Here is a 23,332-nt window from a genome sequence, read left to right on the forward strand (position 1 = left end):
TAACGTGAAGTATTATAAATATTATTTATTGAGTCTGGGCGTGATCTTGTTAGATCAAGTTGTGAAGTTGCTTGTCCATTTCAACATGGATATGGGAATGCCAGGCCAGATTCATATCATTGGTGATTTTTTTAAACTCTATTACCTTACAAATCCTGGAATGGCCTTTGGTATGAAGCTCGGGACAGAATACGGAAAACTGTTTTTAACTCTCTTTCGGCTGGTAGCCATGGTTGGCATTGGCTATTACCTGTACACTTTAGTAAACAGAGGCGTGCACAAAGGTATGCTAATCTGTATTGCTATGATTTTGGGAGGAGCAATTGGTAATGTGATCGATAGTATATTTTATGGAGTATTTTTAGACAATGCTCCAGTAGGATCACCCACGCCATGGTTCTATGGTCAAGTGGTAGATATGTTTTATGTAGATATTTGGGAAGGACATATTCCGGATTGGATTCCGTTCATGGGCGGGAAGTATATGTCTCTTTGGCCTGTATTTAATGTAGCTGACGCTTCAATCTTTGTTGGAGTTTTCGCAATATTAATTTTCCAAAAAACTTTTTTCCAAGAAGAGATAGAAGAAGAAACCAATGATTCATCTATGCAAACGGAGACAGTGGAGGTCTAAATAATACTGATTAAATAAAAAGGGGTCTCAAGTTTGATTGAGACCCCTTTTTATTGCAAAGTTAGTTTCATCAAGCCTTGAGGAGCTCAAGTAAAGTGTTGAGTTTCTTTTTGAGACTTCTTCGATCTACAATAAAATCTAAAAAACCATGGTCAAGCACAAACTCGGCACTTTGAAATCCTTTAGGTAAATCTTTGCCAATCGTCTCTCTGATTATTCTAGGACCAGCAAAGCCTATCAAAGCGCCTGGTTCGGCAATATTGAAATCTCCTAACATGGCATAAGATGCCGTAACACCACCAGTAGTGGGGTCTGTCAACAATGAGATATAGGGAATTTTGGACTCCGAAAGTAGAGCCAATTTTGCGGAAGTTTTAGCCATCTGCATCAGAGAAAAACCGGCCTCCATCATCCTTGCCCCGCCTGATTTAGAAATCATTAAGAATGGAACTCTGTTCTTCAACGAATAGTCAATGGCTCTTGCTATTTTTTCCCCTACAACAGAACCCATTGACCCTCCAATGAATCCAAAGTCCATGCATGCAATAACAATATCCTGTCCGTACAATTTCCCCGTAGCACTTCGAACCGCATCTTTCAATCCTGATTTTTTTTGCGTGGCTTCTATTCTAGCCGGATAAGGTTTAGAATCAGTGAAATTGAGAGGATCTGCAGATATCATGTCTGCATCCAGTTCCTCAAATTCGTTGTTATCAAAAAGAATCTCAAAGTACTCTTTTGATCCAATTCGCACGTGATAATCATCTTCCGGACTTACATAAGAATTGTTTCTGAGCTCACGCATGTGTACAATTTTTCCACTAGGAGTCTTGTACCAAAGCCCATCAGGTGCTTCTTTTTTCGCGGTGGTAGGCGTCTGGATGCCCTTGTCTTTTCTATTAAACCAAGCCATAAATTACCTTTAATAAGAAGGAGTGCAAAGATATATTAGTTGTTAGACTTTCGAATATTCGTTGATAGTTATTTAACCTCTCACGCTTTTCCATTTGCATAATCTTGCAGGTAAGAGTAATGAGATGTCAGTTTGCCATTCTCAGCAATTGTGGCTCTCTCCACAATTTTATCGGGATCATCGCCAAACAAGCATGGGAGTACATTGTTTACTAATTCGTGCCCAAAGTCTTCTGACGCATTTCTTGGCAATTCGCAAGGTAAATTGTCTACGGACATCACTGTTATATTACCTTCTTCAGCAAAAGCTGGCATTTCTTTACCAGTAGTGGGGTCATAATCAAAAACCGGATCGTCTATTACAGCAGGACGGATAGTTGATGGTATTGATCCTTCTATATCACAGGTCACATCGGCGATGATGTTAATCTTAAAATCTCGATGAGTAGCATCTTCTCTAGTGAATAAAACGGGAGCTTCTGGGTGCCAGTATGCACAAGCGATTAGTAGATCTGCACATTTAGCATACTGATAGAAATCAGACTCAAAATTTCCCGGAGATTCAAAGAATTCTGATCGGCTAAACTCCTTGCCTTCTTTATGCTTATTATAATCTCTGCTATTTAGTTGTGTAAATACAGGTTCATTAAAATCTTCACTCACGAATCGCTCTGGAGTAACCTTTCGTATGCCGAGTCCTAAAAGTACCTCCATGGCACCCTTGCCAACACGACCACCACCTGTAATCACAATCTTAATCTTCGGAAGCTTTATTTTGTCATATTCGGTTTTCATGTCTTCAAGATCGAAGCATTCGTGTGCTCTCCTGATATTGAAGAGATTGTACCGCTTTCCATATGACCAAATTCCGTTATAGGCCCCAACTATTCCAGCATATCTACCAAAAGCAATAATTCTTTGATTGTTGGCATCCGTTAGTGTTTCGTAGTCAATAAGCCGAATGTTTTTATCCAATGCCTCATTGAGTAATTCCCTATTGTAATCTTGTTTTTTTATGGTATGCGAAAAGAAGAAATAGGTTTTATCTGGAATCAATTGTCCTAGAGGAACTTCCTTTACTCCAAATATAATATCACAATCCTGTACGTCATTTACTAATTCTATACCTTCGGATGTGTAGTCTTCGTCAGGGAAACACCTAATGTCACTTTTTTGGCAAACCAGATCAACTCCTGGAAAATTCTCCTTAATGTATTTGGCCTGAGACGGAATAATGGCGACTCTTCGATCGATTGGAACTTTGCCTTCTTTTAGAATACCAATTTTGGGCATTTGCATTCAGTTTTTTGAGTAAATTATGTGGCTGCAAATATGTGTTTTTTTTAACCCATATGGAATTTGAATGCAAGCTATTTTGAGGCCAGTAATACCTAAAAAAGTGAAGAGTAAACTCGCTCTTGATGCGTCATTCTAAGAGATTACCAAGAATCGACGAGGCTTCTTTACCGGCATTTTTACCATACGGTGCAATCGCCTGAATCAATTTTCGAATTGGCATGGATTGGAGCCAAACCTTTCCTGTTCCTTTCATGGTTGCAAGAAACATGCCTTCTCCCCCGAAAACCATAGATTTGAGTCCACCTGCTGCCTGGATATCAAAGTCCAATGTGGATTCGAACGCAACGACACATCCGGTATCAATTCTTAGGGTTTCGTTGTTCAGTTTTCTTTCGATCACTGTGCCTCCCGCATGAACAAATGCCATTCCATCACCTTGAAGTTTTTGAAGAATAAATCCTTCTCCTCCAATAAGACCGGAACCTAGTCTTTTGTTTAAAGTTATTGAAACCTTTGTTCCTAGTGCTGCACACAAGAACCCGTCTTTTTGCACAACCAACTCCTGATTTGGAGATTGTTGTAAGTCTATAGGGATAACTGTGCCCGGATAAGGGGCTGAAAATGCGACTTTCTTTTTACTTGCACCATGATTCGTGAAGTGCGTCATAAACAGAGATTCACCGGTTAATGCTCTCGTGCCAGCCGAAACAAGTTTCCCAAAGAAGCCTTGGTCAGGGTCGGATCCATCACCCATTTTAGTTTCGAAAGTAATGCCATCTTCCATAAAGAGCATGGCTCCCGCCTCGGCTACAACAGTTTCTTGAGGATCGAGTTCAATTTCGACGATCTGAATACTCTCGCCTTTGATTTCATAGTCGATTTCGTGACTTCTCATGTTTTTGAATTTTGTATTAGAAGCTTATTCCGAATCTTTTAGATCGTCGCGATCTTTAAGCTTTTTGTCTTCCACGTTCTTGTTTAAGAATTGATTCAAGTCGTCAATTTTCATTGATGACTTAATTTCTCCAAAGGAATCAATGTGTACTTCGAATCCCTCCAAATCTGGATTGACATTGGGTTTGGTCTTTTTTTCTTTTTTACTCATTGTTGGTTGCCTGATCAAAAGCGTTGATTGCTTTTTTTATACGGTCAGCAACCTCTTTTGTTCCAAGTACTTCCATGACCCTCATGAGATCAGGGCCTCCGGATTCGCCAGTAATTGCTACTCTAAGTATTTGCATGATCATGCCTACTTTTACCTCATGAGTCTCAACAGCCAATTCTAATTTGCTTTGAAATCCTTCAGCAACCATATTGTCTGCATTTGCCAGTTGATTACTAAAGGTATTGAACACATTACGTGCTATATCATCCCACTTTTTTCTGACTACTTTTTCCACATATGTTGATGGGACTTCAAAAAAATATTTTCCCTTGGAGAGCAATTCATGCGTGAAGTCAATTCTTTCTTGCAATAGAGCGGAAATAGCTTGTGCTTTTTGTTCATCGCAGTTAAATCCCTCTTTTGCTGTCTGGTCAAGTAGTAATGAAGCTAATTCCGATATCTCCAGATTTCGAATGTATTGTTGGTTAAACCAAATCGCCTTATCAATGTCAAATTTGGCTCCAGCCTTGCTGACTCTTTCAATGGTAAAAGCCTCAATGAGCTCTTCGAGACTAAAGATTTCATTTTCAGTACCAGAGTTCCACCCTAGCAAGGCTAAGAAATTTACAAAGGCAGCACTTAAATAACCCTCTTCCTTGAAGCCTTTGAGTGAAGCATCTTCTTCTGTGACCTTCCACTGCATAGGAAATATAGGAAAGCCGTGTTTTGCGGCATCGCGCTTGCTCAGTTTTCCATTACCGTCGGGCTTCAACAAAAGCGGTAAATGGGCAAATTGAGGCATGCTGTCTTCCCACCCTAAGTATCTGTACAATAATACATGTAGAGGAGCTGATGGCAACCATTCCTCACCTCGAATGACATGAGTTATTTTCATTAAGTAATCATCAACCACATTGGCCAAATGATAGGTGGGCATACCGTCAGATTTCATCAAAACCTTGTCGTCCATTGTCGAACTATGTACATTGACCCATCCACGAATCATATCGTTGAGCCTTATGTCCTCCTTTGCTGGTACCTTAATTCTGATTACATATGGCTCTCCCGAGTTAATTCGTCGGTTCACCTCCTCAGAAGAAAGGGTCAACGAATTTTTCATATTATTCCGGGTTATAGAATTATAATTTAAAGAGTTGGCTTTTGCCTTTTTCAATGCCTCACGCATTTCATCTAATTCTTCGGAAGTATCAAAGGCATAATATGCCGTGCCAGCGTCAATCATTTGTTGGGCATATTTCTTATAAATGTGTTTTCTCTCAGATTGTTTATATGGGGCATAATCACCTCCTTGATCCGTTCCTTCATCTATTTCTATGCCGCACCATGCTAGTGAGTCCTTGATATACTGCTCAGCACCATCAACAAATCTGGCCTGGTCAGTATCTTCAATTCTGAGAATAAATTTCCCTCCATGTTTTTTAGCGAATAAAAAATTGTATAGGGCTGTACGAACACCGCCAATATGAAGAACGCCCGTTGGACTAGGTGCAAATCTTACTCTTACTTCGCTACTCATGGATCAAATGTTTACAAAAAAATATGCCGGAGGTCTTCCGGCAATGCAAATTTATTAATATTTCAGACGAGTTTATATTACTGCAATGCAGGAAATTTCGACATTCACATTTTTTGGAAGGCAGCTTACTTCTACTGTCTCTCTGGCAGGGGGGCTGGCATGAAAATATTCGCCATACACAGCATTAATTTTACCAAAATTTCCCATGTCACTCACGAAAATGGAACACTTCACTACATTAGAATAGTCAGCACCTGCCTCTTTCAAAATAGCACCCATGTTTTTCATAACCTGATGTGTCTCCTCTTGGATATCGTCAATCAGAAGGTTGTCTGTACCTGGAACAATTGCAATTTGACCTGATACATATAAAGTGTTTCCAGCTAATGTTGATTGGCTATATGGGCCAATTGGAGCCGGTGCATTTTCAGTGTTAATGATTTTGTGCATGATTTATTCTACAGTTACGGATTTGGCTAAATTTCTTGGTTGGTCTACATTGCATCCTCTCATCACGGCAATATGGTAGGACAGTAGTTGCAATGGGATCACTGAAACCAAAGGCATCAAGGCCTCTTCACAAGGGGGTACTTCAATAATATAATCTGCTAATGCAGGAATTAGTGCATCACCTTTAGTCACTACAGCGATGACTATACCTTTTCTGGCTTTTACCTCCTGAATATTGGACACCACTTTGTCATATGAACTGTCTCTGGTGGCTATAAACACAACAGGCATTTCTTCATCGATCAAAGCAATAGGCCCATGTTTCATTTCAGCTGCAGGATATCCCTCTGCATGAATATATGAGATTTCTTTGAGTTTGAGTGCTCCTTCAAGTGCAACTGGAAAGTTGTACCCACGCCCTAGATAAATAAAATTTTTGGCATCCTTAAAACGTTTAGCGATCTCCTCAACAACATTGTTGTTATCCAAAACCTCTTTAATTTTTGAAGGAATATTGGAGAGTTCAACGAGAAGCTCTTTGTATCTAGTTTGGGTGATTGTTCCTTTTTTATGAGCGACGCTAAGGGCGATCATCGTCAAAACAGACAATTGACCTGTAAAAGCTTTCGTACTTGCCACACCTATTTCTGGTCCGGTATGTAGATAAGCACCCTCATGAGTAACACGAGAAATTGATGATCCTACTGCGTTCACAATTCCTAATATTATCGCACCTTTTGATTTTGCTAGTTCTATTGCGGCCAAAGTGTCAGCTGTTTCACCAGATTGAGAAATGGCAATTACAACATCGCCTTCATAGACAACTGGATTTCTATATCTAAATTCTGAAGCATATTCTACTTCGACAGGAATCCTGCAATATTCTTCGAATAAATATTCGGCAACTAAGCCAGAGTGCCAAGAGGTGCCGCAGGCCAGAACAATAATTCTTTTGGCATTGATTAGCGTTTGGGAATACTCGTAGATACCACCTAATGTCAGTGTGCCATTAACCGCATCTAGTCTTCCTCGCATGCTGTCTGAAATAGAGCTTGGTTGCTCGAAAATTTCCTTGAGCATGAAGTGCTCGTAGCCTCCTTTTTCGAGCTCTTCAAGTTTCATTTCTACTTTCTGAATATAAGGCGTTTGCTCTACGTCTTCAATATTGGTAATCTTGAAATTACCTCTGTTCACCACAGCAATTTCGCGATCTTTCAAATAAACAACTTCATTGGTGTACTCAATGATAGGCGTAGCGTCCGATGCAATAAAATATTCGTTGCTTCCGATCCCCAATACCATTGGGCTTCCCTTTCTGGCAGCTATAAGCTGATCGGGATTTTCTTTGTTTAGTATAACAATTGCGTATGCCCCTTCAATTGCGTGAAGTGCAGATCGGACTGCCTGTTCAAGATCACCGCCGTTCTGTTTTTTTATGTCTTCAATAAAAGTGATGAGCACTTCTGTATCTGTATCACTTTGGAAGTGATATCCTTTTGAGAAAAGTTGTTCTTTTATGGTGTCATAATTCTCAATGATACCGTTGTGAATGATAGATAATGACTTGTCTGCAGAGAAGTGTGGATGGGCGTTTCGATCATTAGGTTCTCCATGAGTTGCCCATCTGGTATGGCCAATGCCAATAGTGCCTTTAATTTCTTGTCCATTGATTGAGGACTCAAGCTCAGAAACCTTTCCTGCTTTTTTGAAAATTTTGAGTTCTTCGTCATGCACTGAAATCCCAGTGCTGTCGTACCCTCTGTATTCAAGTCTTTTTAAACCCTTAATGATTAAAGGAAAGGCCTCTTGATGGCCTATATAGGCAACAATTCCACACATATTAGTATCTTATTCAGGAAGGGTGTAATAAAGTTTAATTCTAAAGCCAGTTTCATCATCAAAGATAGAAAAATCGGGCGTAGTTACGTCTTGAGGCATTAGAATTACATGATCAACCGTCAGCGTCTGAGATTCTACCAATTGAGCAAAGAATGTTGGAGTACCGTTATAAATAAGAGAAGTTTCATCAAGGGTAGCGACAAGTAGCTCATTAATGTTTGCTAAATACCCATTATCCGTCATTATCGCAGATTCGAAAACACGATTGGATGAAAGTCCGGATGCGTTCACTTTAGATCCATCAGTGGCATCAACATACAAAAAGCGCATATTTTCTACATTATCCTGATATTTGCCATTTTCTTTAGTTTCGATAGCAAATTCCATCCTATTAATCTGAATATTAGGGTACGCGGCAAGGAACTTAGTTAGAGTATCTAAATTGATTTTGGGATAAATACCTGAAGCCGGCTGAAGATAAACACTACCATTCCCGACTTCAAAACTATTATAGTCTCCCGCTTCAGCATTCATAAGAGAAGCAGATCTGTCTATTGAAATTTGATTATAATATGCACCTGCTCCATTTAATGCTATGTTAAGTGATAGAGAATCCTCATAAAGTGAATCGGTCTCAACCAAATTGTCATCAAGATAGTGGTCTCTAATGTGATAGTGTATTCTAATACTTGAAGAATCTGCCGGACGAAACCCAACGAGTGCTGTATTTGTAGGGTCTGGTACGATTGCAATACCCTTGTAATCATAGATTAGGTTGCTGCTTGCGGTTTGCTGATCATCCTCGGCATATCCAAAAACTTTTTCGGCAAAACTGTCCGCAAGTCTTGTACTCACAACATATTGCAAACTATCCTTTACAACAAAATCTCTGATACTGTCCTCATTGAGGTTTATTCGCAACTGCCCTTCTAATTGACTAGTTAGGTAAGGAGTATCAAAGTTGGAGAGATAGCTTGGGCCAGGAAATAGTGTGTCAGCAAGTTGATAAATATTGAAGGTTTGTGCTGGCGCAAAATTGCTTGTATGCACTTTAGAAATTTGAAGATATAAAACAGCAGAATCAATAAAGTAAATCTGTTTTCCGTCACTATCCCGATCCTCAGATACCGAAGTAGGGACCGTGGTTACCGCATTCTGATAGGACAACCGACTAATTACTGTAGAAGTAATGTCTCCAAATATGGGATCAGAGCTTCTTCCTGCCAGCAATCTTGAATCTCCACTAGTGCGGACACTATCAATTCTCACATTGGTAGCCTCTAATGGCAGCTCTGCATACAATACGTTTAATCTAATTCCATCAGGATCTAACCCCAGTCCAATATCACTGGAATCCTCACACGAAAAAATGGTAAGGGCTACGACTATCAGTAGCCCTGACCAGTTTTTAACCAACAAGTTCATTATATAAGTTATAGTAGGAGTCTAAAAAGTTGTCGTCTTTCTGAATTGTTTCTACTTTTTTGTCTTTTGGAGCAGATGATATCAATTTGTCTATGATTTTGTTTGTCTCGTTCTTAGACTTAATGACAGCATCGGCATATTCGATGCCTAGCTTTACAAAACCTTCAAAATCTTTTGTGTTAAGATGCTCTAACATGCTCTCCTCGATATCCATCATCATCACTTTGTTGATCAAATCTCCCTCGAATTTGTGTTCGAATTCATTGTCATACAAAGTAAATACAGACTTGGCCTCCTTGAAGATGGGGTCATTTTTATAGGTTGTTTTCAAGTAAAGTGGGATAAGACTCGTCATCCAATCGTTGCAGTGAACGATGTCGGGGGACCACCCCAATTTCTTCACAGTTTCCAGAACACCCTTGCAAAAGAATATTGCGCGCTCATCATTGTCCGCATGGAACTTTTCTTCTTTGTCAAAGAAGACGGATTTTCTGTGAAAATAGTCTTCATTGTCAATGAAATAAACCTGAAGTTTTGCATTTGGAATTGAAGCCACCTTAATAATAAGTGGTTTTTCTTCATCTCCAACTGCAATATTTATTCCTGATAATCTTACGACTTCATGAAGTCTGTTTTTTCTCTCATTGATCAATCCAAACCGTGGAACCAATATCCTAATTTCCATACCTCTCTCCTGCATTGCTTGTGGCAACGCTCTCACAAAATCGGCTACTTCTGTGGTTTGTAGAAAAGGATTAATCTCACTCGCCACATATAGTATTTTGTACTTTGACATAAACCGTGTTTTTAGTTTGATAATTTCAAAATGACCACAAAATTACACTATTTTTGAATCTTTTTCAATAGCGAAATGTGGTTTAACCTTATATAGCTGCCTGAGTGGCAGGAAATAATGAAAATATTTAGTAGTATAACTCAGTTACGCCATTATTTGGATTTCTATCGAAGAAAAGGAGATACTATCGGACTTGTCCCTACAATGGGAGCTCTTCATGAGGGGCACGGCCGATTAGTGAATGAAGCAGTGAAATCATGCAACTTGACTGTGTGCAGCATTTTTGTAAACCCTACTCAGTTTAACAATCCTGATGATTTAGCTAATTACCCTAAGCAGATTGACGCTGATAAAAAATTGTTGGCCGCAAAAGGGTGTGACGCAGTCTTTCTACCAACTGTTGACGAAATGTATCCGGATGAGAAACTTGGCCTTGCAATTAATTTCGGGCAGTTAGAACAGGTTCTCGAAGGAGAATTTAGGCCGGGACATTTCTCTGGAGTCGGAGTTGTAGTCTCAAAATTGTTGAATATTGTTCAACCTGATATAGCCTATTTCGGGCAAAAGGATCTCCAACAATTGGCGATTATCAATAGATTGGTGAAGGATTTAAGCATCCAAACAAAGATTGTTGCAGTCTCTACGGTAAGGGAGTCGAGCGGGCTAGCCATGTCATCAAGGAATTTGAGGCTGTCGAAGGAAGAGAAAGTGATAGCATCTGAGTTATATCAGGCCATGCTGGAATTGAAGAAATCAATTTTGATGGGTGTTGCAACGGCTCGGGCTATTTTTGAAACAAAGGAAAAATTGAATGAACTTGAGGGTCTAAGATTAGAATATCTGGAGATTGTAAACGCTCATACCATGGATGCAATAACAGATTTGAGTGCCTCTGAAAATGTTTCAATATGCACAGCAGCATATGTGGGAAAAGTTAGAATTATTGATAATTTGTACATAAAGCAAGAAGATTGAAAATTTCATCCATTATAAAATATAGTCTTTCTCTGGTTCTAGCCGGAGTACTCTTTTATTTCGCGTTTAGGAAAGTTTCTTTAGAAGAATTCGTTCAAAAAATTGCTGAAGTTAATTATTCATGGGTGCTGTTATCTATAGTGCTTTCCATTATGAGTCATTGGCTGCGGTCCTATAGATGGAATTTGGTACTAAGGCCATTGGGTTATGAAAAATTATCAGATGGCAGGACCTTCCTGGCTGTAATGACCGGGTACTTAGCGAATTTAGCATTTCCGCGATTAGGTGAGGTAACTCGTTGTGGGGTAATGAAAAGAAATGATAAAATTCCTATGAGTATTTCCTTTGGAACCGTAATTACCGAAAGAGTGCTTGATTTTCTGATTTTGTTATCATTGATCCTAATGGATTTTATTATTGAATTTGATATGGTGTATGATTTTTTCATTTCGGCAATAGGCTGGGATGTTAATGTTGACCACACAACCAATATCACTATAATCATTACCATTCTTGTGATTTTTGCAGTAGCAGGAATTTTGATTTTGAAGAGAATACTTGAGCATGAGTTTGAAAATCCTTTGCTTCAAAAAGCTCATAGAGTTCTGACCGACATTGTAAATGGATTACTTTCAATAAGGAAGGTTCAGAACATTTCAGGGTTTGTGCTTTCCACCATAGGGATCTGGGTGTTTTATTATCTTATGAGCTATGTCATTTTCTTTTCTATAAGTGAGACGTCCGGTCTGGGATTTGGAGCAGGTTTGTCAATTCTTGCCGCTGCAGGTGTAGCGATGGCAATGCCAGTCCAAGGCGGGATTGGAGCTTATCATACTTTGGTTAGTGGAGTACTTATTATCTACGGAGTAGAAGCAACGAGTAGCTTATTCTTTGCTACTCTATTACACACTTCACAATTAGTCACAATAGTCGTGGTAGGCGGTCTAAGTGTATTAGGGACAGTATTTATTTCTCGAAGGAGAAAAACAGAAATGGCGTTGTAGTCGTAAGGTTAATTAGGTTAATTGAAAAATTAAATAATAAGCAAATGTTAATCATTTTTTTAGTCTTTTTTGTTGTTGGGCTATTTGTAAGTAACAGGCTCAAAAACAAGTTTAAAAAGTATTCACAGGTTGGATTACAAAGCGGGCTTTCCGGTCGTGAAATAGCTGAACTGATGCTGCGGGATAATGGGATTCTGGATGTTCAGGTGGTTTCTGTACAGGGACATCTTTCGGATCATTACAATCCTGCCAATAAAACAGTGAACCTTAGTCCGGAGGTTTATTCAGGTAGAAGTGCCGCTGCAGCTGCCGTGGCAGCACACGAATGTGGTCATGCGGTCCAACATGCGTCTGCATATAGTTTTCTAGAGTTTCGATCCGCAATGGTACCAATCCAGAATTTGAGTGCCAAAATTCTAAATTTCATTATGATTGGAATGCTTTTCTTTGGCTTTGCAATGAAATCATTCGGGCTTGATACTATTTTTCTGGTTGTTGTAGCTGCACAGTTTGTAATTACCCTATTTTCTTTGGTAACCTTGCCCGTCGAATTTGATGCAAGTAAGCGTGCCTTAGCCTGGATTGATCAAAGAGGAATTGTAACAAGTCAAGAGCATGGAATGGCAAAAGATGCTTTGCATTGGGCTGCCATGACCTATGTGGTTGCTGCGCTTGCTGCCATTACGCAACTATTATATTTTCTAATGCTCTTTCTTGGAGGAAGAGACTAAGCTCGACTAGTCAAGATATTGTAAAGGATTTGAACTGTGTTCAAGTCCTTTTTTTATATATTTGTATGCATACCTACTATATATATTCAGAATAATATACTGAATCTACTGAATATGCATTTTTTATCAGAAGAAAAGTTTATTTTTTAATAAAATAACAAATTATATTTCGTAACTAAAACAAATCCCAGAATGAATTTCGCATTGACAGAAGAACAACTAGCAGTACGTGACGCGGCCAGAGAATTTGCTCAAACAGAGCTTTTACCCGGAGTGATCGAGCGAGATGAAAAGCAACAGTTTCCTGCCGAACAAATCAGAAAGATGGGAGAATTGGGTTTTATGGGCATGATGGTAGATCCGAAATATAATGGTGGCGGTATGGACACGATTTCTTATGTTCTAGCCATGGAAGAGATATCAAAAGTGGACGCCTCATGTTCAGTCGTAATGTCAGTAAATAATTCATTGGTTTGCTGGGGGCTTGAAAAATTTGGTACGGAGGAACAAAAACAGAAATACCTTACCAGATTGGCTTCAGGAGAAATAATTGGAGCTTTCTGCTTGTCTGAGCCTGAGGCAGGATCTGATGCCACATCACAAAGGACGACTGCAGAAGACAAAGGAGACCATTACCTACTAAATGGTACTAAAAACTGGATTACGAATGGGAACAGCGCATCCGTTTATATAGTGATGGCTCAAACTGACATCGATAAAAGGCATCGAGGAATTAATGCACTGATTGTAGAGAAAGATATGGAAGGCTTCACAATTGGACCAAAGGAGAATAAACTTGGCATTCGTGGATCTGACACTCATTCTTTAATGTTTCAAGATGTTAAAGTACCTAAAGAAAATAGAATTGGGGAAGACGGATTTGGATTTTCTATGGCCATGCAAGTGCTCAACGGAGGAAGAATTGGTATTGCTTCACAGGCGTTGGGAATAGCCAGCGGTGCTTTGGAATTGGCTCTTAACTATTCAAAAGAAAGAAAATCCTTTGGTAAAGCCATTTGTGAGCACCAGGGAATTCAATTTAAATTGTCAGAAATGGCAATGAATATTGAAGCTGCAAGATTACTCTGTTTGCAGGCGGCTGCTAAGAAAGATAGGAAAGAAGACTTTGTTAAAGAAGCGGCCATGGCCAAGTTATTTGCGTCAAAAATTGCCATGGAGACCACCGTAGAGGCTATTCAGGTACATGGTGGCTATGGTTATGTGAAAGAATTTCATGTAGAAAGATTGATGCGTGATGCGAAGATTACACAGATATATGAAGGCACTTCTGAGATACAAAAAATAGTAATTGCGCGAGAAATATTAAAATAGTATAAATAGCCCTCGGTATTAATTTATTTTATAATCTTTGTATTTATTATACATTATATTAGATTTATACAATAATACCAATGGAAATTAGCTCAAATCGATGGGCTACTCCGAAATAATTCAATGGAGGACTATAATAAGATCATCGAGTCTCTTTCAGTAAGATTCATCTCAGCTAAGAATATTAATATTTTGCAGCCACTGACGGTTGAAAATTATTATGATGTAGAAAATGTGTTCATCTATGTGCACAAAGGCGAGGTGAGATTTGGCAAAGAAAAGGAAGTTGTAAAAGAGAATGAAATACTCTTCGTTCCCGGAGGGAAGATGGTAGGGTTAACTTATGGTAGTGGCAATTCGATGAATCTGTCCAACGATGATTTTATCAACAACAAAGAGAAGTTTTTTCAAACCAGTGAAGAGTTTATACCTACCCCACTTCATGAAAATATCACAATGATAAATTTTGAAGCTAAGGTTTTTGATACAGTCAATTTCTTTGCTTCACTGGATATTCCAGCATTTGTCATCAAAGGTAATCACAACCTGATTTCGCTGGTAAAACTTATTGTTTCTGAGATTTATTCAGATACTCCGGGTAAAGCCAGGGTGGTGAACTTGGAGACTGATCATTTGGTAGTAGAGTTGATCAGACATATTTTACATAAAGGTCTCTTTGTGGAACAATTAGCCACCAATTCAACTTATTTTAAGGACCCAAGATTAATAGATATTTTCTCTTTCATTAAGGATAACCTTCAGGAGGATTTATCTAATAAGGTGCTTGCTAATGTGGCTAATGTATCTGAGGATTATGTAGGGCAGTATTTCAAAATGCTTACTGGTATCAATCCACAAGATTATATAGAGTACCAACGCATGGAAATGGCTGTAAATATGCTACGTACATCGAAAAAGAGTATTCGAGAAATTGGAAAAGAAGTAGGCTATAAGGATACGGCCTATTTCTGTAGAAGATTCAAAATGATGTTTGGAATTCCGGCTGGCAAAATGAGACGCAGAGAGACCTTAATGAATGTCTAGATTCTTATTGAGTGTATGAATACGTTCTGAAATTTCAATTAGGAACCTTTCTTCTTTTTCCAGCGCATTGCCAATAACAATCATATCCGCCCCTGCCTCAAGGGCTAGGTTTACCCGACTAATTGAATTTATACCACCACCAACTATGAGTGGCACATCAATTGATCTTGCGACGGTAGAAATAATTTTTTGAGGGATAGGTTCTTCGGCTCCACTTCCAGCATCTAGATAAATGGATCTTAGCCCAAGCATCTCACCAGCCAAAGCTGTGCATGCAGCTATGGTGGGCTTATCAGATGGAAGTGGCACGGTACTGCTCATATAGCTTGCCGAAGTTGGAGCACCTGAGTTAACGAGCATGTAACCCATAGGTATTATTTCAAGTTCACTCTTTTTTAGGATCGGCGCAGCCAGAACGTGCTGCCCTATCAGAAAATCTGGATTTCGTCCGGATATCAATGAGAGGAGAAAAATCGCATCTGCATTTGAGTCTATTTGGATGTGATTGCCAGGAAAAATGACTACCGGAATAGTACAATTTGTCTTCATGACAGAAATTACCTTTGAGAAAGAATCGTTTGCAATTAAACTCCCGCCTACGAGCAAATAATCAACCTTACTCTCAGTACACAGATTGATAAGCCGAATAAGTTCGCCTACATCTGTTGCCTTGTCAGGGTCGACAAGAACAGCCAGAGATTTTTCATTACGAGCCTTTTTATCTTGAAGTTGATTCAGTAGTCTGCTCATTTTTTTGATCTTTCCTATTCAATGATGAAAATTTTTCTATGGCTAGAGGCAAGAGCTTTTGTAAGGCTAAAGAGATGACAGAAGCTGTTACTGGAGATGGTGTTGCGTTGCTTACTTTGTTTTTCTTTTTGTCATTTTTCTTCTCTTTTTGCGCTGAGTCATTAGAATCGAAGAATTTATAAAGGAGACCAACAGCAAGGACCCCACCCCCAATTATTGATAAGGTTTTCAAGCCGCTAAAGACTGAAGACTCAAGCTCCGCTGTTCTTTTTTCAAGATCCGCTATGAGTTGCTCTTCTTTCGATAGCAATTGCAATCTCTTTGCTTTTATTTCCTGCTTATTACTCATCTTTTTCCGAAGTTTCGCTGGAAATATTTTCCATAAGTTTCTTTTCAAAAAAGGTTTTCAGTTTTCCTGATTTTAGTGAGTAGAACACAAGCAATAAAAGCAAAAGATAAAGACCTGCGACAATGAGATAGCCGACCGATTCTCCCTTAAAAAAGGAGTTCAGAAAATTGGCTAATGCAATACTTAGAAAAGTGATCATTAATCCGGAAATTAAGAGGATGACCACATAAGCAATCATCTGTGCCAATACGTTGGACAATTGCTCGGCGAGATCCAATTTGAACAATTCAAATTTTACACGAATGTATTCCGTAAAGGTCTCCTTAAGTTTGCTTATTTTCAGTATATCCACGTTTATGTTTCAGTCATTTGAAACATAAATATAAAGGATATCAGCCAGATGAATCGTTACTTGTTGGGAGATAAAAATGATGAAATATCCAGGGTCCAGACATTCGGCATAATGACGTACACAATGAAGCTGATAATAAAAATGGATAAGATATTTAGCAAAACGCCCACTTTGATCATATCCCGCATTTTGATGGTACCACTGGCAAATGCAATTGCATTTGGTGCTGTTGCAACGGGTAGCATAAAGGCACATGAAGCAGCGAGTATAGCACCTACCATAAGATAATACGGATGAGCACCGATCGAAATGGCTAACGCTGCCAAAATTGGCAAAACCATACTGGCAGTTGCAATATTTGACGTGATTTCGGTCATGAAATTAACCGCAGCAACTATCATGAGTATTAGAAGCACCAAGTCAATGGTACCCCAGTGATTTAATAAGTTGCCAATCCATTGAGCCAGGTCTGTCTGGGCTACGGCATTGGCCATCGATAATCCACCACCATAGAGGACTAATACCCCCCATGGTACTTTGCTCATCATCTTCCAGTCCAGTAGTTTGCCTTCACCGGAATTGGGAATTAAAAACAAAGCCAGGCCACCAAATATGGCAATGGTGGTATCGTTGAGCGCAGGAATAAGAGGGTTAAGTAAATAGGTTCTGGACATCCAGCAGAACGCGGTGAATAGAAAAACAGCCAATACTCTCTTCTCTTCCGCTGACATTTTCCCTAATTCATGTAATTTCTCATTGATTCCTGAATCTAATAGGCTTACGTCTGATGAAATTTTAAATGAAACTCTTGTAATCACTAACCAGGTAATTGCAATCATCAAAACGGAAAAGGGAAGGCCGATCATCATCCATTCCATAAAATTTACTTCTACCCCAAAAGTATCTTTTACAATACCAGCAAATACAATGTTGGGAGGAGTGCCTATAAGTGTAGCCATGCCACCTATGGAAGCCGAATAGGCGATGGCCAGTGGTAGCGCCTTTGAAAACCTTTTATCCTCTTTGAGGTTGGTAATCACAGAAATACCAATAGGAATCATCATTAGGGTAGTGGCTGTATTCGAAATCCACATGGATAAAAAGCCTGTGGCAATCATAAAGCCGAGAATAAGCTGCCTTGGGTTAGAGCCTAGCAAGGATATGATATTTAATGCAATTCGCTTATGCAGATTCCAGTTTTCGATGGCGATAGCAATCATAAACCCTCCAAGAAACAAAAAAATAAGTGGATGTGCGTAAGGAAACGTTGTGGATTTCATATTCAGCGCACCAAGTATTGGGAAGAGAATCATGGGTAAAAGGGCTGTGGCCTCAATTGGAATAGCTTCCGTCATCCACCAAATACCAACCCAGGCTGTTGTAGCTAAGACACCACGCCCTTCTTGGCTTAAACCATCTAATGGTAGTCCAAAGTATACAACGAGAAACGTGGTGGGGCCTAAAAACTTGCCAACAAGTTTTAAATCAATTCTCATAGAGTGTTCAACTCATTGATAGCCAGCCATGCCATTAAGCCCGGTCCATGTGCGAGAGCGTCCTCATCAATATCAAAAGTAGGTGTATGCACACCAGAAATAATGCCCTTGTCCTCATTGCGAGTGCCAAGTCGATAAAAGCAGGCGTCTGTCTCTTGAGAATAATAAGAGAAATCTTCTGCAGCCATCCAGATGTCTAAATCGACGACATTTTCTCCACCCATATAGGCTATTGCCGCCTGTTTGGCTCGTTCGGTCAGCTCAGGTTCATTCTTTAAGAAGGGGTAGCCAACCTGGATGTTGAAGTCGCAAGAGCCACCCATGGATTCGGCCATACCTTCCGCCATTCTTTTCATTTTGATATGTGCCTCTTTTCTCCACTCTTCATCCAGTGTTCTGAAGGTACCTTCGATTTTTACTTCATTTGGGATCACATTGGTTGCGCCATTGGCTTGCACCTTACCGAAACTAAGCACACTTGGGATTTTGGGGGCAGCCATCCGACTTACGATTTGCTGTAATGCTATAATGATATGAGATGCAATAACCACAGGATCGATGTTGTGTTCAGGCAAGGCTCCATGTCCGCCCTTTCCGGTTACGGTCACATATAGTTCATCGGCACTGGCCATATACATGCCCTTACGGAAGCCGACTTTACCCACTGGGACTAAGGGCATCACGTGCTGACCAAATATGGCCTTAGGTTTTGGGTTCTCTAAAATCCCCTCCTTTATCATGAGAGAAGCTCCTCCGGGGAAAACTTCTTCGCCGGGCTGGAAAATAAACTTTATGGTTCCTTCAAATTCTTCTTTGACTTGATTGATTATATTAACCGTTGTCAGGAGCGATGAGGTGTGAACATCATGTCCACAGGCATGCATGACTCCATCATTTTTAGATTTGTAAGGCTTCTGACTATCTTCGATTATTGGCAATGCGTCCATGTCCGCTCGAAGTGCAATCGCATTTTTAGCAGGATTTTTTCCTTCGATGATGGCTTCGATTCCATTTCCAGCAATTCCGGTTTTTGTTTTAACACCTATTTTTTCCAGCTGAGCCAATACGTACTTGGCTGTCTCAGTTTCCTGAAAAGAAAGTTCAGGATTGGCATGCAGATGATGTCGATTGGCTATCGTTTCCTGATGAAGCGATTGGGAAAGAGATTTTATTTTGTCTAATAAAGCCATGAAGGAATTTTTGACAATTTAACGAAATTTGCCAAGTTGAATTGACACTCTCTAGGCATCTTAAATAAATTTAAAGTTTATCTAATCTTGGAGGATATTTATTGAAGGATTAATAAACTAATAGCAAGCTTCAGTTCTCAATTTTGATTTTTACAGGCACTAAGACAGCTCTGGAAAAATGCTTTTGGAGTGTTACAAAGTCCGAATTTGCTTCAAGTCTCGAGTAATATTCACCAACTCTTACTTTATAATTGGGTTGCTCATAACTCACTCGTGGTCTCTGATCTTCAAGTACCTCATATGTGCGTACCTTAATTTGATTGGCTTTATCTCTGCTATTTCCAGAATAGAGTTGTATAGAGAAGCCTTCAATATGTTGAGTATTTTCTCTTGACTTCTTAATTCTATAGAGCACGGTGTCTAGTTCTGACCTAATATCGTTGGTCGGACTCACATCTTTTTCAACACTGGTAGATTCGTTAGGTATGACGAATTCTTCTATAACTGATTCCTCATTCACCTTATATTCTGGACGATATATGGAAAGATCCTCTTCATATACTGAACTGCTGACTTTAGTTGAGGCCGTGGGAGCACAAAATTGCAATAGGGTCGCAATAGTTATGATTGGGAACACGATGTTTAGTTTTGATATAAGGATTTTCAAAATACGAAAATTTAAATAATTGATCTATATTTCAAGGAACTTATACAAGAGCTCAATTGTCAACAATTACACAGTTTCCGTTGGCAACATCAGACTCTACGCTCTTGTACTTTACGTCTTCTTTCAATGTGCCATCGGCATACTGAGCTGTTACTCGATCATTTCTACCATAAACTTTCGCAGATTTAATCGGAGCTGTTTTTTCGACCGGTGCGGTGCGATTATTTGCTGCAAGGGCTGATCCACTATCTGCCTTTGATTCGCTATAATTTTGTGCAGCTCGTTGCTGACGCGCTTCTTGAACTTCCTCTGGTTCCTGCACTGCTATTTCTGCTTTGGTCAGAAATGAAACGGTATCCTCATTCACCCGGGCCAAGAATTGTTTGAACATTTCAAAAGATTCGAACTTATAGATCAATAATGGATCTTTTTGTTCGTGTACCGCCATTCGCACGGACTGTTTTAAATCATCCATTTCACGCAAGTGCTCTTTCCAGCTTTGATCTATGATAGCCAATGCAATCATTTTTTCCATAGCCTTCATCATTTCACGACCCTCTGTCTCGATGGATTTTTCCAAATCTGCAACCACGCCAATTTGTTTCTTGCCGTCACTAAATGGTATCATGATTTCCTTGACGGTAGCTCCCCTGGTGGTTTGAATGTTTTTCAAGACGGGTAAGGCCCTTTCTGATACCAACTTGTTCTTAGTGTGATATGCATCAAGAGCTTCATGATAAAGATTTTCTCCTAATTGTTCAGGGCCTAAACTTGTAAACGTTTCGACATCTATCTTTGCATCCATACCCAGAATTCCAAGGCAATTCAACTTTAAGCTATCATAGTCGGATGAGGCTTTGGCATTAGCAGCGATATCATCTGCGGTGTCATACAACATATTTAGTATGTCCAGATCTAGCCTTTCGCCATATAGTGCATTCTTTCTTCTAGCGTAAATCACTTCACGCTGAGAATTCATGACATCATCGTATTCAAGCAAGTTTTTCCTCGTCGCAAAGTTATTTTCTTCAACTTTGGTTTGGGCTCTTTCAATAGATTTGGTAATCATGCTGTGTTGGATAACCTCACCTTCTTCAAGCCCTAGTCTATCCATAATTCTCGCAATCCTTTCAGAGCCGAAAAGTCTCATCAGATTGTCTTCCAGACAAACAAAGAATTGCGATGACCCTACATCACCCTGACGGCCTGATCGACCACGGAGCTGTCGATCCACGCGTCTTGACTCATGTCTTTCTGTACCAATAATTGCCAAACCACCAGCTGCCTTTGATTCGGGGGTTAGCTTAATGTCCGTACCACGACCAGCCATGTTGGTAGCAATCGTCACTGCCCCAGGTTGGCCGGCTATGGCTACAACTTCTGCTTCACGAGCATGTTGTTTGGCATTGAGTACCTGGTGCTTGATATTTTTCATGGTTAGCATTCTGCTCACCAATTCAGAGATTTCTACTGATGTTGTACCTACAAGCACGGGTCGGCCGGCTTGGGTAAGCTCTACAATCTCATCCGCCACAGCATTAAATTTCTCTCGGATGGTCTTATAGACCTTATCTTCCATGTCCTTTCTGGAAATCGGGCGATTTGTAGGAATTACAATCACGTCAAGCTTATAAATCTCCATGAATTCACCAGCTTCAGTGGCAGCTGTACCAGTCATGCCAGCTAGCTTATGGTACATTCTGAAGTAATTTTGTAAGGTGATTGTTGCGTAAGTCTGCGTGGCATCCTCCACCTTTACATTTTCTTTTGCTTCAATGGCTTGGTGTAACCCATCGGAGTATCTTCTTCCGTCCATGACACGGCCAGTTTGCTCATCGACGATCTTCACCTTATCGTCTACCACGATATACTCGGTATCCTTTTCAAAAAGAGTATAAGCTTTAAGCAATTGATTGACAGAGTGAATTCTTTGTCCTTTGACAGAATAGTCGCGAATGAGCTCTTCTTTTTTGTGAAGCATATCATTCTCGCTGAGTGAAGTATCTTGCTCCAGCTGAGCGATTTCCAGACCAATGTCCGGAAGAATAAAAAAGTTAGGGTCTTCACCTTCTCCTGTAATAAGATCAATTCCCTTATCGGTCAGTTCAATGCCATTTGTTTTTTCGTCGATGGTGAAATACAGAGGCTCATCTGCCTCGGGCATCAACTTCTGGTTGTCGGCCAGATAAATATTTTCAGTTTTTTGAAGAATTTGACGAATACCAGTTTCACTCAAGAATTTAATCAAAGGTTTATACTTTGGTAAGCCTCTAAATGCTCTAAATAGTGCCACTCCTCCTTCTGACTCATTGCCAGCAGCAATCATTTTCTTGGCGTCATTTAAGAACTGGGAAGTTGTTTTTCTTTGCGCATCTACTAGTTTGCTGATGCGGGGCTTAAGCTCATAGAATTCATGCTCATCTCCTTTTGGAATTGGGCCAGAAATGATCAATGGAGTTCTGGCATCATCGATCAAAACTGAATCAACCTCATCAACCATGGCAAAATGGTGTTTGCCTTGCATCAACTCATCCGGATGGCGAGCCATATTGTCTCTGAGGTAATCAAAACCGAACTCATTGTTGGTGCCGTATATGATATCGCTTTCGTAGGCTGCTTTTCTCTGGGGAGAATTCGGTTGGTGCTTATCGATACAGTCCACCTTCAAGCCATGAAATTCAAATAATGGAGCATTCCATTCCGAATCCCTTTTAGCCAGATAATCATTTACTGTAATCACATGTACCCCTCGTCCTGAAAGACCATTCAAGAAGGCAGGTAGTGTGGCAACCAAAGTTTTGCCCTCTCCTGTAGCCATCTCAGCGATTTTACCTTGATGTAACACCACGCCACCGATAAGCTGTACATCGTAATGAATCATGTTCCACTCGACATCCTGACCAAAGGCCTGCCATTTGCTATGCCATATGGCAGTATCACCTTGGATTTCAACACTTGGCTTTTGAGCAGCTAGCATTTTGTCCATCATTGTGGCCTGCACGGTCAGTTTTTTATTTTCGGTTAGCCGCCTGGCTGTGTCTTTTACGATCGCAAAAGCCCTGGGGAGAATATCTAGTAATTTGTCTTCAAGTGCATTGTCTCTTTGCTTTTCGAGCTCGTCAATTTCATTAAAAACGGTTTCTTTCTCGACAATATCTAGTTCAGGATTGTCTTCGATTTGTTGATGAAGTGCGGCCATTTCGTCATCAATAGACTTAAGGTGAGCAGCGATTTCATCCTTTAGCTCCTGAGTTTTTCCTCGAAGCTCATCGTCTGAGATTTGGGCTAATTTCTGATATTCAACATTTATCAATTCCACATAAGGCAAAAGCTCCTTTAAATCCCTGTCAGCTTTTGTGCCAAATACTTTGGCTATGCCTTTTGTAATAATATTTAACATGAATATTTACGTTTTTAATGAATCGGTAAATTTAATTTCTTTTTT

At 39.8% G+C, this 23,332-nt stretch carries 22 protein-coding genes; 6 read left to right on the forward strand and 16 right to left on the reverse strand.

Translation table 11 applies throughout. From position 1 onward, the window contains the following. Window positions 1–4 precede the first annotated feature (4 nt). Window positions 5–634 carry a lipoprotein signal peptidase gene (locus tag ABJD64_RS03465; RefSeq protein WP_348177443.1) on the forward strand — a complete coding sequence of 210 codons (630 nt, stop codon included), beginning with the start codon at window positions 5–7 and terminating at the stop codon, window positions 632–634. A 70-nt stretch (window positions 635–704) separates the two neighbouring features. On the opposite strand, the gene accD is transcribed toward ABJD64_RS03465, so the two are convergent. The 9 genes from accD to ABJD64_RS03510 form a co-directional block, all read right to left on the reverse strand. Further along, entirely contained in the window at window positions 705–1,547 is an 843-nt protein-coding gene (gene accD / locus ABJD64_RS03470) for an acetyl-CoA carboxylase, carboxyltransferase subunit beta (RefSeq protein WP_348177444.1), read from the reverse strand. Between the two features lie 80 nt (window positions 1,548–1,627). After that, a complete protein-coding gene (locus tag ABJD64_RS03475) occupies window positions 1,628–2,839 on the reverse strand; it encodes an NAD(P)-dependent oxidoreductase (protein WP_348177446.1) in 1,212 nt (403 codons plus the stop codon). 133 nt (window positions 2,840–2,972) lie between these two features. Next, window positions 2,973–3,740, reverse strand: a complete 768-nt coding sequence (locus ABJD64_RS03480) for a TIGR00266 family protein (protein ID WP_348177448.1) — start codon at window positions 3,738–3,740, stop codon at window positions 2,973–2,975. Between the two features lie 24 nt (window positions 3,741–3,764). Further along, a complete protein-coding gene (locus ABJD64_RS03485) occupies window positions 3,765–3,950 on the reverse strand; it encodes a hypothetical protein (RefSeq protein ID WP_348177450.1) in 186 nt (61 codons plus the stop codon). After that, entirely contained in the window at window positions 3,943–5,487 is a 1,545-nt protein-coding gene (gltX, locus tag ABJD64_RS03490; RefSeq protein ID WP_348177452.1) for a glutamate--tRNA ligase, read from the reverse strand. The genes ABJD64_RS03485 and gltX overlap by 8 nt, the downstream gene beginning before the upstream one ends. A 72-nt stretch (window positions 5,488–5,559) precedes the next feature. Further along, window positions 5,560–5,940: a RidA family protein gene (locus ABJD64_RS03495; RefSeq protein WP_348177985.1), complete on the reverse strand. Its 381-nt coding sequence runs from the start codon at window positions 5,938–5,940 to the stop codon at window positions 5,560–5,562. Next, on the reverse strand, window positions 5,941–7,776 hold the full coding sequence (gene glmS, locus ABJD64_RS03500; protein ID WP_348177454.1) for a glutamine--fructose-6-phosphate transaminase (isomerizing): 1,836 nt from the start codon (window positions 7,774–7,776) through the stop codon (window positions 5,941–5,943). A 9-nt stretch (window positions 7,777–7,785) separates the two neighbouring features. Further along, entirely contained in the window at window positions 7,786–9,201 is a 1,416-nt protein-coding gene (locus ABJD64_RS03505; protein ID WP_348177456.1) for a DUF4270 family protein, read from the reverse strand. Next, window positions 9,185–9,997 carry a glycogen/starch synthase gene (locus tag ABJD64_RS03510; protein ID WP_348177458.1) on the reverse strand — a complete coding sequence of 271 codons (813 nt, stop codon included), beginning with the start codon at window positions 9,995–9,997 and terminating at the stop codon, window positions 9,185–9,187. The genes ABJD64_RS03505 and ABJD64_RS03510 overlap by 17 nt, the downstream gene beginning before the upstream one ends. A 117-nt stretch (window positions 9,998–10,114) precedes the next feature. Between ABJD64_RS03510 and panC the strand changes: the two genes are divergently transcribed. From panC to ABJD64_RS03535, 5 genes are all read left to right on the forward strand, one after another. Next, window positions 10,115–10,972, forward strand: a complete 858-nt coding sequence (gene panC / locus ABJD64_RS03515; RefSeq protein WP_348177460.1) for a pantoate--beta-alanine ligase — start codon at window positions 10,115–10,117, stop codon at window positions 10,970–10,972. Further along, window positions 10,969–11,976, forward strand: a complete 1,008-nt coding sequence (locus ABJD64_RS03520) for a lysylphosphatidylglycerol synthase transmembrane domain-containing protein (RefSeq protein ID WP_348177462.1) — start codon at window positions 10,969–10,971, stop codon at window positions 11,974–11,976. The genes panC and ABJD64_RS03520 overlap by 4 nt, the downstream gene beginning before the upstream one ends. 44 nt (window positions 11,977–12,020) lie before the next feature. After that, entirely contained in the window at window positions 12,021–12,707 is a 687-nt protein-coding gene (locus tag ABJD64_RS03525; protein ID WP_348177464.1) for a zinc metallopeptidase, read from the forward strand. Window positions 12,708–12,899: 192 nt separating this feature from the next. Beyond that, entirely contained in the window at window positions 12,900–14,039 is a 1,140-nt protein-coding gene (locus ABJD64_RS03530; protein ID WP_348177466.1) for an acyl-CoA dehydrogenase, read from the forward strand. Window positions 14,040–14,162: 123 nt separating this feature from the next. Then, window positions 14,163–15,083 (forward strand): AraC family transcriptional regulator, encoded by a 921-nt coding sequence (locus ABJD64_RS03535; protein WP_348177468.1) that lies wholly within the window; start codon window positions 14,163–14,165, stop codon window positions 15,081–15,083. Here the strand turns inward: ABJD64_RS03535 and ABJD64_RS03540 are convergent. From ABJD64_RS03540 to secA, 7 genes are all read right to left on the reverse strand, one after another. After that, window positions 15,069–15,833 carry a geranylgeranylglyceryl/heptaprenylglyceryl phosphate synthase gene (locus tag ABJD64_RS03540; protein ID WP_348177470.1) on the reverse strand — a complete coding sequence of 255 codons (765 nt, stop codon included), beginning with the start codon at window positions 15,831–15,833 and terminating at the stop codon, window positions 15,069–15,071. The two genes, ABJD64_RS03535 and ABJD64_RS03540, sit on opposite strands and share 15 nt — an antisense overlap. After that, complete coding sequence (locus tag ABJD64_RS03545; RefSeq protein ID WP_348177472.1) at window positions 15,802–16,182, reverse strand: hypothetical protein; 381 nt, start codon at window positions 16,180–16,182, stop codon at window positions 15,802–15,804. Before ABJD64_RS03545 ends, ABJD64_RS03540 begins: the two co-directional genes overlap by 32 nt. Beyond that, a complete protein-coding gene (locus ABJD64_RS03550) occupies window positions 16,175–16,534 on the reverse strand; it encodes a phage holin family protein (protein ID WP_348177474.1) in 360 nt (119 codons plus the stop codon). The genes ABJD64_RS03545 and ABJD64_RS03550 overlap by 8 nt, the downstream gene beginning before the upstream one ends. 56 nt (window positions 16,535–16,590) lie before the next feature. Next, entirely contained in the window at window positions 16,591–18,030 is a 1,440-nt protein-coding gene (locus ABJD64_RS03555) for an SLC13 family permease (RefSeq protein ID WP_348177476.1), read from the reverse strand. After that, a complete protein-coding gene (locus ABJD64_RS03560) occupies window positions 18,027–19,220 on the reverse strand; it encodes a M20 family metallopeptidase (protein WP_348177478.1) in 1,194 nt (397 codons plus the stop codon). The genes ABJD64_RS03555 and ABJD64_RS03560 overlap by 4 nt, the downstream gene beginning before the upstream one ends. A gap of 130 nt (window positions 19,221–19,350) precedes the next feature. Further along, window positions 19,351–19,887, reverse strand: coding sequence for an SPOR domain-containing protein (locus tag ABJD64_RS03565; RefSeq protein ID WP_348195252.1), 537 nt, complete (start codon window positions 19,885–19,887; stop codon window positions 19,351–19,353). A 52-nt stretch (window positions 19,888–19,939) separates the two neighbouring features. Beyond that, window positions 19,940–23,287, reverse strand: a complete 3,348-nt coding sequence (secA, locus tag ABJD64_RS03570; protein ID WP_348177482.1) for a preprotein translocase subunit SecA — start codon at window positions 23,285–23,287, stop codon at window positions 19,940–19,942. Window positions 23,288–23,332 lie beyond the last annotated feature (45 nt).

The organism is Reichenbachiella sp. (genome assembly GCF_039944555.1).
Taxonomy (GTDB): domain Bacteria; phylum Bacteroidota; class Bacteroidia; order Cytophagales; family Cyclobacteriaceae; genus Reichenbachiella.